Source organism: Sphingomonas sp. NBWT7 (genome assembly GCF_014217605.1).
GTDB lineage: Bacteria > Pseudomonadota > Alphaproteobacteria > Sphingomonadales > Sphingomonadaceae > Sphingomonas.
Map to the genome: position 1 here is coordinate 1,219,364 of NZ_CP043639.1, position 14,245 is coordinate 1,233,608.

At 67.1% G+C, this 14,245-nt stretch carries 14 protein-coding genes; 10 read left to right on the forward strand and 4 right to left on the reverse strand.

Annotation, left to right across the window (positions count from 1 at the left end; all coding sequences use genetic code 11):
• Positions 1-2 precede the first annotated feature (2 nt).
• The 4 genes from gmk to F1C10_RS06180 form a co-directional block, all read right to left on the reverse strand.
• A complete protein-coding gene (gmk, locus tag F1C10_RS06165) occupies positions 3-674 on the reverse strand; it encodes a guanylate kinase (RefSeq protein ID WP_374939369.1) in 672 nt (223 codons plus the stop codon).
• Between the two features lie 39 nt (positions 675-713).
• Complete coding sequence (locus F1C10_RS06170) at positions 714-932, reverse strand: hypothetical protein (RefSeq protein WP_185209645.1); 219 nt, start codon at positions 930-932, stop codon at positions 714-716.
• A 44-nt stretch (positions 933-976) separates the two neighbouring features.
• Complete coding sequence (gene fumC / locus F1C10_RS06175) at positions 977-2,368, reverse strand: class II fumarate hydratase (RefSeq protein WP_185209646.1); 1,392 nt, start codon at positions 2,366-2,368, stop codon at positions 977-979.
• Between the two features lie 91 nt (positions 2,369-2,459).
• Positions 2,460-2,945, reverse strand: coding sequence for an SspB family protein (locus tag F1C10_RS06180; protein ID WP_085810325.1), 486 nt, complete (start codon positions 2,943-2,945; stop codon positions 2,460-2,462).
• A 73-nt stretch (positions 2,946-3,018) separates the two neighbouring features.
• On the opposite strand from F1C10_RS06180, the gene hisB reads away from it, so the two are divergent.
• From hisB to F1C10_RS06230, 10 genes are all read left to right on the forward strand, one after another.
• Positions 3,019-3,606: an imidazoleglycerol-phosphate dehydratase HisB gene (hisB, locus tag F1C10_RS06185; protein WP_085810326.1), complete on the forward strand. Its 588-nt coding sequence runs from the start codon at positions 3,019-3,021 to the stop codon at positions 3,604-3,606.
• Positions 3,603-4,220: an imidazole glycerol phosphate synthase subunit HisH gene (hisH, locus tag F1C10_RS06190; protein ID WP_185209647.1), complete on the forward strand. Its 618-nt coding sequence runs from the start codon at positions 3,603-3,605 to the stop codon at positions 4,218-4,220. Before hisB ends, hisH begins: the two co-directional genes overlap by 4 nt.
• The gene (gene hisA, locus F1C10_RS06195) at positions 4,217-4,951 is read left to right on the forward strand and encodes a 1-(5-phosphoribosyl)-5-[(5-phosphoribosylamino)methylideneamino]imidazole-4-carboxamide isomerase (RefSeq protein WP_185209648.1); all 735 of its coding nucleotides are present in this window, start codon (positions 4,217-4,219) and stop codon (positions 4,949-4,951) included. Before hisH ends, hisA begins: the two co-directional genes overlap by 4 nt.
• A complete protein-coding gene (gene hisF, locus F1C10_RS06200; RefSeq protein WP_185209649.1) occupies positions 4,948-5,709 on the forward strand; it encodes an imidazole glycerol phosphate synthase subunit HisF in 762 nt (253 codons plus the stop codon). Before hisA ends, hisF begins: the two co-directional genes overlap by 4 nt.
• Positions 5,710-5,762: 53 nt before the next feature.
• On the forward strand, positions 5,763-5,960 hold the full coding sequence (locus F1C10_RS06205; protein ID WP_258043103.1) for a hypothetical protein: 198 nt from the start codon (positions 5,763-5,765) through the stop codon (positions 5,958-5,960).
• Between the two features lie 31 nt (positions 5,961-5,991).
• Positions 5,992-6,327: a phosphoribosyl-ATP diphosphatase gene (locus F1C10_RS06210; RefSeq protein ID WP_085810329.1), complete on the forward strand. Its 336-nt coding sequence runs from the start codon at positions 5,992-5,994 to the stop codon at positions 6,325-6,327.
• A 17-nt stretch (positions 6,328-6,344) separates the two neighbouring features.
• Complete coding sequence (locus F1C10_RS06215; RefSeq protein ID WP_185209650.1) at positions 6,345-6,737, forward strand: histidine triad nucleotide-binding protein; 393 nt, start codon at positions 6,345-6,347, stop codon at positions 6,735-6,737.
• A 153-nt stretch (positions 6,738-6,890) separates the two neighbouring features.
• Positions 6,891-8,456 carry an amino acid permease gene (locus tag F1C10_RS06220; RefSeq protein WP_185209651.1) on the forward strand — a complete coding sequence of 522 codons (1,566 nt, stop codon included), beginning with the start codon at positions 6,891-6,893 and terminating at the stop codon, positions 8,454-8,456.
• Positions 8,457-8,520: 64 nt separating this feature from the next.
• Positions 8,521-10,650, forward strand: a complete 2,130-nt coding sequence (gene ligA / locus F1C10_RS06225) for an NAD-dependent DNA ligase LigA (RefSeq protein WP_185209652.1) — start codon at positions 8,521-8,523, stop codon at positions 10,648-10,650.
• Between the two features lie 183 nt (positions 10,651-10,833).
• A complete protein-coding gene (locus F1C10_RS06230) occupies positions 10,834-14,196 on the forward strand; it encodes a carboxypeptidase regulatory-like domain-containing protein (protein WP_185209653.1) in 3,363 nt (1,120 codons plus the stop codon).
• Positions 14,197-14,245: the final 49 nt, after the last annotated feature.

The following is a 14,245-nucleotide window of genomic DNA, read 5'->3' on the forward strand; positions in this document are numbered from 1 at the left end:
CGCTACTTAAGCAGGCTGCGGATGAAGCCGATGATGCCCGTCTGCCGCGAACGCTTGAGCCGCTCGGCCGCCAGGATCGTGCGCACGTGCGCGAAACACTGGTCGAGATCGTCGTTCACCAAGACATAGTCGTAGCCGTCCCAGTGGCTCACCTCGTTCGCCGCGCGCGCCATCCGCGCGTCGATCACCTGCATGCTGTCGGTCGCGCGTTTCTCGAGCCGGTCGCGAAGGATCGCCATCGACGGCGGCAGGATGAACACGCGCACCACGTCGCCGCCGGCCAGCTGGTGCAGCTGCTGCGCGCCCTGCCAGTCGATGTCGAACAGGATGTCGTGCCCCTCGCTCAACGTATGGAACACGTCGGACTTCGGCGTGCCGTAACGGTTGTCGAAGACGTGCGCCCACTCGAGGAACTCGTGGTTCGCGACCATCTCGCGGAATCGCTCGAGCGAGACAAAATGATAGTCGCGGCCATCCACCTCGCCCGGCCTAATCGGCCGCGTCGTGTAACTCACCGACATCGACAGCTCGTCCTCGGCGGCGAGGAGCTTCTTCGCGATCGTCGACTTTCCCGCCCCCGACGGCGAGGACAGTACGAACAAGACGCCGCGGCGGCGCATGCCGTGCGGATCGGACGGGGTGGAGGCGACCATGCGCGCTAGTGCCGCGCGCATGGCCGAAGCGTCAAGGCAGCTATTGCCTCTTCACGCGCCTCAGTAGCGTGACGTGGTGCCCGCGACGGTCTGCGACGCCTTGTGGCGATCGTACATCTTCTTGGCGAGATAGCCGCCGCCCAGGATCAGCCCGAGCGGGCCGGTACGCGTTGCGGCTCGCGCCGCCAGCATGCCGATCGCCGCACCTTTGAGACCGCCGCGACCGCGACGCTCGGTCATTTCCTTGCCGACGAGGCCACCGATGATGCTGCGAAGCATGTATATGTTCCTTTCGTTGCGTCGGCTCAACAAGCCGCAGCAATTCAGGTTCCAAGCATCGCGTCGGGGCGCACGACACGGTCAAAGGTCGCTTCATCGACCAGACCAAGCGCCACCCCCGCCTCGCGCAGCGTCAGCCCCTCGGCATGTGCGTGCTTGGCGATCTTGGCGGCACTGTCGTAGCCGATCTCGGGCGCGAGCGCGGTGACGAGCATCAGCGATCGATCGAGCAGGTCGGCGATGCGCCGCTCGTCTGCCTCCAGTCCGTCGATGCAGCGCGCGGCAAAGCTTTCCGTCGCCACCGCCAGCAGGTCGATCGAGCGCAGCACCGCCGCGCCGATCATCGGCTTGAATACGTTGAGCTCGAGATGCCCCTGCAACCCGCCGACGGTGATCGCGGCGTGATTGCCGATCACCTGCGCCGCCACCATCGTCAGCATCTCGACCTGCGTCGGATTGACCTTGCCCGGCATGATCGAGCTGCCCGGCTCGTTCGCCGGCAGCACCAGCTCGCCGATGCCGCAGCGTGGGCCCGAGCCGAGCAGCCGCACGTCGTTGGCGATCTTGGTCAGCGCCACCGCCAGCGTGTTGAGCGTCCCCGAAAGGTCAACCAGCGGATCGTTGGAAGCGAGCGCCTCGAACGCATTCTCCGCCGGGGCGAACGGCACCCCGGTGATCGCGGACAGCTCGGCGCAGAAGTCACGCGCGAACTTGGGCGGCGCGTTCAGCCCGGTGCCGACCGCGGTGCCGCCCTGCGCCACACGCTGCGTGCCCTGCTCCACCGCCGGCTCAATGCGTCGGCGGCAGCGATCGAGCTGGTTGGCATAGCCCGAGAACTCCTGCCCGAGCGTCAGCGGCGTCGCATCCTGCAGATGCGTGCGGCCGATTTTTACTATGCCGCTCCACGCTTGCGCCTTCGCGTCGAGCGCGGCGTGCAGCCGGTCGAGCGCGGGCAGCAGGCGCTGGCGGACGGCGAGCGTCGCAGCGATATGCAATGCGGTCGGGAACGAATCGTTCGAGGATTGCCCGCGGTTGACGTCGTCGTTGGGATGGACCGGCGTTTTGCCGCCGCGCGTGCCAGTCAGCGCCTCGTTGGCGCGTCCCGCGATCACCTCGTTGACGTTCATGTTGCTCTGCGTGCCGCTGCCCGTCTGCCAGATGACGAGCGGAAACTGGTCGTCGAGCGCCCCCGCCGCGACCTCCGCCGCGGCCGCCTCGATCGCCGCCGCCTTCGTCTCCTCCAGCCCGTGCCGCCGGTTCACCCGCGCCGCGGCCTGCTTCACCAGCGCGAGCGCGTGGACGATGCCGATCGGCATTCGCTCGCTGGGCGGAAAGGGAAAGTTCTCGATCGATCGCTGCGTCTGCGCGCCCCAATAAGCGGCGGCGGGAACCTCGATCGGGCCGATCGAGTCGGTTTCAGTGCGCGTGTCGGTCATGCCGACTAGCTGGGGATGCGACGCACCCGAGTAAATGGTCGACGCCCGCGGCGGCGAACCGTTCGCCACCGCACACCGATCGAAACTAACGTTACTTCTTGCGCTTGAAATCCACGCTGACGACGTTCGAGCCGTCCTCAGCGGGCTGGCTCGGCGTCCCGTCATTCTCTGCCGAATCGTGCGGTCCGGGGCCGTCACCCGGTCCCTCCTGCGCCTGGAAGCGCAGCTCGAAATTGACCGACGGATCGTGGAAGCCGGTGATCGCCGAATAGGGAATGACGAGCTTCGAGGGCACCTGGTTGAAGCTGAGCCCGACCGAGAAGCGCTGATCGTCGACGGTCAGATCCCAGTAGCGGTTCTGCAGCACGATCGTCATTTCGTCCGGAAAGCGCTCGATCAGCCGCTGCGGAATGTCGACGCCCGACGCCTGCGTCTTGAAGGTGATGTAGAAATGATGCTCGCCAGGCAGCGCGCCGCCCTCGGCGACCGACCCGAGCACACGGCCGACCACGGCGCGCAGCGCCTCCTGCACGATCTCGTCGTACGGAATCAGGCTATCGATTGAATGATCGTCCATCCGCGCCATGGGTAACGGCACGCCGCGCGCGGTCAAGATTGCATGAAATACCCGCTCCGCTATGTGCCCGCCGATGCGCACCGCCACCATCCGCCGCGATACCAGCGAGACCAGGATCGCCGTCACCGTCAACCTCGACGGCACCGGGGCCTATCGCGTGTCGACCGGCGTCGGCTTCTTCGATCACATGCTGGAACAGCTGTCGCGCCACTCGCTGATCGATCTCGACGTCGAGACCAAGGGCGATCTGCATATCGATCAGCATCATACGATCGAGGATACCGGCATCGCGATCGGCGAGGCGATCGCGCGCGCGCTCGGCGACAAGCGCGGCATCCGCCGCTATGGCGACGCGCTGTCGCCGATGGACGAGACTCTGACACGCGTCGCGCTCGACATTTCCGGCCGCCCCTGGCTCGTCTGGAAGACCGAGTTCAGCCAGAAGCGGCTCGGCGAAATGGACACCGAGATGTTCAAACACTGGTTCCACAGCTTCGCGCAAGCCGCTGGAATCACGCTGCATGTCGAGACGCTGCACGGCGAGAACAATCACCATATCGCCGAGAGCGCGTTCAAGGGGCTCGCCCGCGCGCTGCGCCAGGCGGTCGAGATCGATCCGCGCAAGGCGGACGCGATCCCCTCTACCAAGGGCGTTCTGTGACGCTGGCACTGGTCGACATCCAGTCGGGTAATCTCCACTCGGTCGAGAACGCGCTGCGTGCCGCCGGCGCCGTCGACATCGTCGTGACCGCGGACCCGGCTGTGATCGAGGGGGCCGATCGCATCGTGCTGCCCGGCGTCGGGGCGTTCGGCGCGTGCGCCGCCAATTTGCGCGCGGTCGACGGGCTCGAGGCCGCGCTGCGCCGTCGCGTGCTCGACGAGCGCGCGCCGTTCCTCGGCATCTGCGTCGGCATGCAGTTGCTCGCCGAGCGCGGTGAGGAGCTGGGGCAGCATCGCGGGCTCGGCTGGATCGCCGGCACCGTGCGTTGGATCGATCCCGCCGGCAGCGACGCCAAGGTGCCGCACATGGGCTGGAACGACGTCACCCCGCTCGTCGATCATCCGCTGATTGCGCGCGGCGAGGCGTATTTTCTCCATAGCTACGCTTTCGAGAGCGACGGCGAGGGAGAGAACGTGATCGCGCGCACCGACCACGCCGGCCTGGTGACCGCCGCGATCGGCCGCGACAATATCGTCGGCGTCCAGTTCCACCCCGAGAAGAGCCAGCGCTACGGCCTCGATCTTCTCGCCCGCTTCCTGGAGTGGCAGCCGTGAGCCTCATCGTGTTTCCCGCGATCGATCTGAAGGCCGGACAGGTCGTGCGCCTTGCCGAGGGCGACATGGATCGCGCCACCGTCTACGGCGACGATCCCGCCGCACAGGCGATGCTGTTCGCTGAAGCGGGCGCCGGCCACCTCCACGTCGTCGATCTTGACGGCGCGTTTGCCGGCGAGAGTCGCAATGGCGATGCGGTACGCGCGATCGTCGGCCGCTTCCCGGGCCACGTTCAGCTCGGCGGCGGGATTCGCACCCCGCAGAGCGTCGAGGGGTGGTTCGCCGCCGGTGTCGCGCGCGTCGTGATCGGCACTGCGGCGCTCGAGAACCCGCAGTTCGTGCGCGACATGGCCGCCGCCTTTCCCGGCGGGATCGTCGTCGCAGTCGATGCGCGTGACGGCATGGTCGCGACGAAAGGCTGGGCGGATGTGTCGACCACCAGCGCGGTCGATCTCGCGCGCCGCTTCGAGGATGCCGGCGTTGCCGCGCTGCTGTTCACCGATGTCGGCCGCGATGGCCTGCTCAAGGGCTGCAATGTCGAGGCGACCGTCGATCTCGCGCGCGCCGTCTCGATCCCCGTCATCGCCAGCGGCGGCGTCAAGGGTATCGCCGAAATCCACGTACTTGCGCTGCATAACCGCGATGGGATCGAAGGTGTCATCACCGGCCGCGCGCTGTACGACGGCCGGCTCGATCTCGCCGCTGCGCTGAGCGTGGCGGCTGCGGCATGAGCGTCCGCGCGCGGGTGATCCCGTGCCTCGACATTGCAGGTGGCCGCGTCGTCAAGGGCGTGAACTTCGTCGACCTCGTCGATGCGGGCGATCCGGTCGAACAGGCGCGTGCCTATGACGCCGCCGGCGCCGACGAGCTTTGCTTTCTCGACATCGGCGCCAGCCACGAGGGGCGCGACACGATCCTCGACGTCGTCCGGCGCACCGCCGCGGTCTGCTTCATGCCGCTGACGGTCGGCGGCGGGGTGCGGTCGGCGGAGGACGCGCGCGCGCTGCTGCTCGCCGGAGCGGACAAGGTCGCGGTCAATTCCGCGGCGGTCGCACGCCCCGAAGTCGTCGCCGAGATCGCCGAGCGGTTCGGCAGTCAGTGCTGCGTCGCCAGCGTCGATGCGCGCCGCGTCGGCGATGGGTGGGAGGTGTTCACCCACGGCGGCCGGCGCGCCACCGGGATCGATGCCGTCGCGCATGCGCTCCGCCTCGCCGAGCTCGGTGCGGGCGAGATCCTGCTGACGTCGATGGATCGCGACGGCACGCGCGACGGCTACGATCTCAACCTCGTCCGCGCCATCGCCGATCACACCAGCGTGCCAGTCGTCGCGTCGGGCGGTGTCGGCAGCCTCGACCATCTCGTCGCCGGAATCGTCGAAGGCCACGCCTCCGCGGTGCTTGCCGCCTCGATATTCCACTTCGGGGAGGCGACGATCGCCGATGCGCATCGCGCCCTGGCGAAGGCCGGCGTACCCGTGCGCGCTCACTGATCGTTTACGCCGGACGGCTATCGCGAGGATCGCGACGGAAAAGGACGCGCCCCTTGTTGAAGTTTCTAATCCTGTCCCTCCTACTCGCTTGGCCCGCCTATGCCGACAACGGCCATTCGGGCGTCGCGACGGCGCGCACCGGCCCCGAACTGTCCGACGCGGCGCTGTTCGTCGCCGCCGCGCTCGCGGTGTGGCTGACGCGGCGCGCGTTGCGCAACCGCGCACGCCGGGATGCGCGCCGCAGAGGTTGACCTTCGCCGCGCCAGCCGCCACCCCCGCACCATGGCCGAAGATACGCTGGACCGCCTCCAAGCCACAATCCGCGCGCGCAAGGATACGCCCGCGGTGCGCTCCTACACCGCCAGCCTGTTCTTCCAGGGCCGGCACAAGATCGCGCAGAAGCTCGGCGAGGAAGCCGTCGAGACGGTGATCGCCGCCTGCTCGGGCGACGACGCGAAGATCGTGCCCGAGGCGGCAGACCTCATCTTCCACCTCCTCGTCCTGCTCGCCGACGCCGGCCTCGGCCTCGACGACATCCGCCGCGAGCTCGAACGTCGCGAGGGTCAGTCAGGGCACGACGAGAAGGCCGGCCGCCCGCTCTCCTTCCGCCCCGAGTAAGGATCAAAGGACCGCCGATGCCCGTCGATGCCACGCAGCCCTACGACGATCAGAACATCTTCGCGCGCATCCTGCGCGGCGAGATCCCCTCGAAGACGGTATATGAAGACGAGCACACACTTGCCTTCCACGATATCGCGCCCTGGTCGCCGACGCACCTCCTCGTCATCCCCAAGGGTGCTTACGTCAGCTGGGACGATTTCTCCGCGCGCGCCAGCGATGCGGAGATCGCCGGCTTCGTCCGCGCGGTCGGCCATGTCGCGCGCGCGGCGGGGCTGGTCGAGCCGGGCTATCGCCTGCTCGCCAACACTGGCGCGCACAGCCATCAGGAAGTGCCGCACCTCCACGTCCATATCCTCGCCGGCCGCCCGCTCGGGCCGATGCTGGCGCAGAACGATGGACGTAGCTGACGCCTTCGCGTCGCCACGATCCGTCACCGAAATGTCGCACATCGGTGGCCGTCGTACCGCTCGCACGCGGCTCGGGGATTGCACCGGGGCGATTGCCCGCTAGGCTCGCGCAATAAAGCATCAAGGCCGCCGGGGAGCGGCCAAGGGAGAATTATGGCAACACGACCCGCAGGCGGGATCTTCTCGCGCATGATGGCGCGCAAGTCGATCGCGCAGGTACAACGCGAATCCGCCAGCAGCGAGCTGAAGCGTACGCTTGGCAAGTGGAACCTGCTGCTGCTGGGTGTCGGCTGCATCATCGGCGCCGGCATCTTCGTCCGCACGGGCAGCGCCGCGGCGCTTCACGCTGGCCCGGCGGTGCTGCTGTCGTTCGTCGTCGCCGGCATCGTCTGCGCCTTCGCCGGGCTGTGCTACGCCGAACTGTCCTCCACCCTACCCGTCTCGGGCTCTGCCTATACCTATGGTTACACCACGCTCGGCGAATTCGTCGCGTGGATCATGGGTGCGTTGCTGCTCCTCGAATACGGGCTCGCCGCATCGGTCGTCGCGGTCGGCTGGGGCGGCTATGTCGTCAGCCTTCTGGCGGACATTGGGATCGTCATCCCGCCGCAATTCACCGGGCCTTCGGGCTATCCGCTGGTGCGCGACGGCGTCGCGGTGCTGGTCGACGGGCAGCCCGTCACCACCATCTTCAACCTGCCCGCCTTCCTGATCTGCATCGCGCTTGCGCTCCTGCTGGTGCGCGGCGTGTCGGAATCAGCCAAGGTCAACAACATCATCGTCGCGATCAAGGTCAGCGTGCTCGTTGCCTTCATCGCCGTCGGTGGCCTGATCGTGCTGTCGAACCTGGGTGAGCTCGTCGCCAAGAACTGGACGCCGTTCATCCCGCCGAACCAGGGCGACGGCAAGTTCGGGGTAGACGGCATCATGCGCGCCGCCTCGATCGTCTTCTTCGCCTATATCGGCTTCGAAGCGGTCTCCACCGCCGGGCAGGAGGCCAAGAACCCGCAGAAGGACATGCCCTTCGGCATCATCGGCAGCCTCGTCGTTTGCACCGTCATCTACATGCTCGTCGCCGCGATCATGACGCTGCTGGTGCCCTACGGTGCGCTCAACGTTCCCGATCCCGTCGCCGTCGTGGTCGACAATTTTGGCCCGCAATGGGGCTGGCTCGCCAAGATCATCAAGATCGGCGCGATCGTCGGTCTCACCTCGGTCGTGCTGGTGCTGATGTACGGCCAGACGCGCATCTTCTACACCATGGCGCGCGACGGGCTGCTGCCGCGCGTCTTTGCCACCGTCCACCCGAAGTTCAAGACGCCGTATATCAACACGCTGCTCGTCGGCGTCATCACCGCCGTCGCCGCCGGCTTCTTCGACATCAACGTGCTGGGCGACATGACATCGGTCGGCACGCTCGCGGCGTTCGCGATCGTCTGCCTGTCGGTGATCTACCTGCGCCGCTCGGCGCCCGAGCTGCCGCGCGGCTTCTCCGTGCCGCTCTATCCGGTGCTGCCGATCCTCGGCATCGCCTCGTGCGCGTACCTCATCACGACCGTGCCGTGGAACGTGCTGGTGTTCTTCCTGTGGTACATGCTCGGCGGCGTGGTGCTGTATTTCGTCTACGGCATCCACAAGTCGAATCTGCAGAACGGCCTTGAGGCCGGTGGCGGCCCGGAGATGGGCGAATTCCCCGCCCCGGTGGGTGAGCAGCCTTAAGCCGAAAGCGCCCCTTCCCGTTCGCCCTTCGACAATTCCTGGGCGAACGGGATAGAGGTCGCGCATGACGACCGATCTGCCTGCCGACGATTCTGCCGCCGCCGCCGAGCTAGAGACACTCGCCGGCGCGATCGCGCACCACAATCGGCTCTACCATACCGACGACGCGCCCAAGATCTCGGACGCCGACTATGACGCGCTCGTTCGCCGCAACGCCGCGCTCGAGCAGGCCTTTCCGCACCTCGTCCGCGCCGACAGCCCATCGCGCCAGATCGGGGCCGCGCCGGCCGCGCACCTCGCCAAGGTTGCGCACGCCCGGCCGATGACCAGCCTCGACAACGCCTTCTCGGATGCCGAGGTGGAGGAGTTCGTCGCCCGCGTCCGCCGCTTCCTGCGCCTGCCTGACGACGAAGCCGTCGCGCTAACGGCCGAGCCCAAGATCGACGGCCTGTCCTGCTCGCTGCGCTACGAGAACCGCCGACTGGTCCAGGCGCTGACGCGCGGCGACGGCACGACCGGCGAGGACGTGACCGCCAATGTGCGCACGATCGCCGATATCCCCGCGACGCTACCTGCCGATGCGCCCGACGTGTTCGAGGTGCGCGGCGAAGTGTATATGGCGAAGGCCGATTTTGCCGCGCTCAACGCACGGCTCGCTGACGAGGCGGCCGGCACCGGCAAGGACGCGCGGCAGTTCGCCAATCCGCGAAACGCCGCGGCGGGATCGCTGCGCCAGAAGGACGCGGTCGTCACCGCTGGGCGGCCGCTTCGCTTCCTCGCCCACGGCCTGGGTGAGGCGAGCGCGATCCCCGGCGACACGCAGGCTGCACTGGTCGAAGCGATCCGCCGCTGGGGCTTCCCCGTTTCGCAGGCTTTCGCCCGCGCCGCCACCGTCGACGAGGCGCTCGCCACCTATCGCACGATCGAGGCGGCGCGCGCCGACCTGCCGTTCGATATAGACGGCGTCGTCTATAAGGTCGATCGGCTCGACTGGCAGGAACGGCTCGGCTTCGTCGCACGCGCGCCGCGCTGGGCGATCGCGCACAAATTCCCCGCCGAGCGCGCGCAGACGACGCTCAACGCGATCGACATCCAGGTCGGCCGCACGGGCAAGCTAACCCCCGTCGCGAAGCTCGAACCCGTCACCGTCGGCGGCGTGGTGGTGCGCAACGCGACGCTGCACAATGCCGACGAGATCGGGCGGCTCGGCGTGCGGCCGGGCGACCGCGTCGTGCTCCAGCGCGCCGGCGATGTCATCCCCCAGATCGTCGAGAACCTCACCCGCGACGCGCCGCGCGACGCTTGGCACTTCCCCACCCACTGCCCCGAATGCGGATCGGAGGCGGTGCGCGAGGTCGGCGAGGTCGACTGGCGCTGCTCGGGCGGGCTCGTCTGCCCGGCGCAGGCGGTCGAACGGCTGCGCCACTTCGTCTCGCGCCATGCGCTCGACATCGAAGGTCTCGGTATCACCAATATCGAGAATTTCTACGCCGACGAGCTGATCGCGCGCCCGGCGGATATCTTCCGGCTGACTATCGAGACGCTGCTCGCACGCGAACGCTGGGCCGATGTCTCGGCGCGCAATCTCGTCGCCGCAATCGATGCCAAGCGCGCGCCGCCGCTCGATCGCTTCCTGTTCGCGCTCGGCATCCGCCACGTGGGTGAAGTCACCGCGCGCGATCTCGCGCGGCGCTGGAGGAGCTGGACCGCGTTCCGCGCGATGATCGACGCCGGCATCGCCGCGCGCGACGCGATGCTACAGGCGATCGGCGAGAGCGACGACAAGCTGCTCGCGCGGACTGCGAAGGAACTCGCAGCGATCGTCGATACCAAGCAGGTCGGCCCCGAGGTTGCGCTCGCGCTGATCGATTTCTTCGCCGAGGAACGCAACGATGCCGCCGTCGCCGATCTGCTGACCGAGATCGCGCCCGCCGACGTGGTGCACGAGACGCGCGCGTCGGAGGTATCGGGCAAGACGGTGGTATTCACCGGCACGCTCGAGACGATGAGCCGCGACGAGGCGAAGGCCCAGGCAGAAGCGCTCGGCGCCCGCGTCGCCGGATCGGTCTCGGCGAAGACCGAGCTCGTCGTCGCCGGCCCGGGCGCGGGGTCAAAGGCGAAGAAGGCAGCTGATCTAGGCATCCGCGTCGTCGACGAGGCCGGGTGGCAGGCGATCGTCGCCGCATCGGCTTAGAGGCGGCCACCGGCCGATCTAGGACAGACGTGATGCCTTTTTGCAACGGAACGAAAGCGATTTCGGTTCCCCCGCGAATCCCCTCGCAGCTGTAACCGAAGCGAAATATTGCTGGGCCACGGGCGCAGCGTACGGTTTGGATGCCGGCGTTCAGAGCTGAAGCTCTCAAGGGGAAAACATCAGATGCGACATAACCTGTTCTTGGGCGTGGCTGCGGTCGCGCTCATCGCACCGGCTGGGGCGATGGCACAGGAAACCACCTCGGTGATTCGCGGCAACGTGACGGCCGGCGGCGCGCCGGTTGCCGGCGCCACGGTCACGGTCGTCAACGTACCGTCGGGCACGACGACCAACGCGACGACCGATGCCAACGGCTCGTTCAACGCATCGGGCCTGCGCGTCGGCGGCCCCTTCTCCGTTACCGTCGCGGCGCCGGGCTATCCGCAGGTCACCGTCACCGACATCTTCACCGTCGTCGCGCAGGCCTATGATCTGCCGATCGAGCTTCAGGCGGAAAGCGCCGAGACGCCGGGCGGCGACATCGTCGTCACCGCGTCGCGCGTCGCCAATGCGCGCACCGTTAGCCAGGGCCCGGCCAACGTGCTGTCGGCCGCCGACATCGCCAGCGTCGCCTCGGTCAACCGCGACGTGCGCGATCTGATGCGCCGCGATCCGTTCGCCCGTCTCGACGACAGCCCCTCGGGCGGCCGCGCCGTCAGCTTCGCCGGCCAGAATGCGCGCTTCAACCGCTTCTCGGTCGACGGCGTGCCCGTCACCGACAATTTCGGCCTCAACCCCGACGGCCTGCCCACCCGCCGCTCGCCGGTGCCGTTCGACGCGATCGGCCAGTTCCAGACCAAGGTCGCGCCGTACGACGTGCGCGAGGGCAACTTCCAGGGCGGCGCGATCAACGCGATCCTGAAGTCGGGCACCAACACCTTCCACGGCACGGGCTTCTACGCCTATTCCGAGGACGGGCTGACCGGCAAGGAAACCAAGGCGGGCCCGGGCGTGCCGACCGGCCGCGTGACGCTGCCCGATTTCAAGTACGAGAATTACGGCGCGCAGATCTCGGGCCCGATCATTCAGGACAAGCTGTTTTTCATGGTCGCCGGTGAGCGCATCCGCGCGAACACCCCGATCCCTGAAGGCACGATTGGCAACAACGCCGGCACCGTCGTTCCCAACATCACCGACGCCAACATCGCGACGATCCAGCAGATCGCGCAGTCGCGCTACAATTACGAGACGGGGGGCATCCTCAACAACGCGAAGGATCGCGACGATCGCTTGGTCGCGCGTATCGACGCCAACCTCTCGGACACGCAGCGCGCCTCGGTGACCTATCTGTACACCAAGGATTCGATCCAGTTTAACCAGAACACCTTCACCACCGGCACCCCTGGTATCGGCCTCGAATCGAACGGCTACGTCGGCTCGAACCGCCTGCACACCGGCGTGTTCCAGCTCAACAGCGACTGGACCGACGATTTCTCGACCGAAGTCCGCGGCTTCTACAAGGATTACAAGCGCGGTCAGGATCCGATCCTCGGGCGCGGCTTCGCACAGATGCAGGTCTGCACCGCGCCGACCTCGGATCGCGGCACCGGCACGGCGACGAACAACGATCTCGCCGGCACCTGCCAGTCGGGCTACGGCAACGTCTCGTTCGGCCCGGACGTCTCGCGCCAGTCGAACGAACTCACCAGCCGCACCTACGGCGGCCTGCTGCAGGCACGCCTGACGCGCAACAACCACGATCTGCGCATCTTCGGGGAATTCTCCGACACGAAGATCTTCAACCTCTTCGTGCAGCGCACCGCGGGCGATTATTATTTCGACTCGCTCGCCGACTTCCAGGCCGGCAACGCACAGCGCTTCCGCTACGGCAACGCGGTGCCCAGCCTCGATCCGGCGGAGGGTGCGGCGCGCTTCCGCTACCAGTCGTACACCTTCGGCATCCAGGACACGTGGTCGATCAGCGACATCCTGACGCTGTCGTATGGCGCGCGCTACGATCTGTTCGGCGGTGACAGCCGCCCCGCGCTCAACTCGGCGTTCCTCACCCGCTACGGCTTCCCGAACACCTCGTACATCTCGGGCCGCGGCGTGTTCCAGCCGCGCGTCGGTTTCGATTTCAAGCCGGTGTCGGACGTGTCGCTGCGCGGCGGTATTGGCATCTTCTCGGGCGGCTCGCCCGACGTCTATGTGTCGAACAGCTTCTCGAACACCGGCTTCCTGACCAACGCGATCGACGTGCGCCAGCTGAACGGTGGCGGCTTCACCGTGCCGGGTCTCTCCGGGGCGGACGCAACAGCGGCGGGCAATGCGATCCTCACCAACGTCAACGGTACGGTCGTTCCGGCGCAGGCCAATGCGGCCCTCACCAACGCGTCGGTCAATCAGCTGTCGCCGACCAACGCGCTCGATCCGAACTTCAAGGTGCCCTCGCAATGGCGCGGCACGCTGTCGGCGGATTGGGATCCGAACTGGGGCGGCACCTTCGGTGACGGCTGGCATTTCGGCGCCGACTTCCTGTGGTCGGAAGTGCGCAACCAGGTGTTCTTCACCGACCTGCGCGTCGTGCCGACCGCGCTGCGTACGCCCGACGGCCGCGTCCGCTACACCTCGGCGGCTGGCAACCTCGGTGACACGAACCAGGATCTGCTGCTCACCAACACGTCGCGCGGCCGCAGCTACATCGGCGTGGCGCGCATCGGGAAGGACTTCGACTTCGGCCTGAAGGCGTTCGTCAGCTACTCGTACCAGGACGTGAAGGATCAGGCGCCGGCGACCTCGTCGACCGCCTCGTCGAACTACGGCAACGGCGCGTTCTTCGATGCCAATGGCGCCGCCTACGGCATCTCGAACGACCAGGTCCGTCACAATCTCAAGTACAACCTGAGCTTCGATCACGCCTTCTTCGGCGATTACAAGACCAACTTCACCCTGTTCGGCGAAACCCGCATCGGCCGCCCGTACAGCTACACGATGCAGGATCAGTCGAGCGGCCGCTCGGGCGTATTCGGCACCAACGGCAACAGCTCGCGCTACCTGCTGTACGTGCCGACCTCGACCACCGATGCGCTCGTATCGTACGACAGCGCTGCAACGCAGACCTATCTCGATAACCTCATCAACTCGACGAAGCTGGGTAAGTATCGCGGCAAGGTGGCGCCACGCAACGCGTTCAACTCGAAGTGGTTCACGCGCTTCGATCTGCACATCGGCCAGGAAATCCCGACCTTCATCGGCGACAGCCGGGTCGAGCTTTTCGCTGATATCGAGAACATCACGAACCTGATCAACAAGAATTGGGGTCAGGTGCGCGAGTATCAGTTCCCGTATACGATCCCGGCGGTGCGCGTGCAGTGCCTCCAGACGGCAGTGGCGACCGGCACGGCGCCGGGCTCGGCAGCAGCGGCGAACACCGGTCAGGCGTGCGCCCAGTATCGCTACAGCGCACCGTCAACCACGCCGAGCGATCAGATCTACACGCGCCAGTCGCTCTACTCGATCCGCGTCGGCGCGCGCTTCACCTTCTAAGCGTCGGTTACGTCCTTCGCTTATCGGGCCGCCGTCCCCCACCGGGACG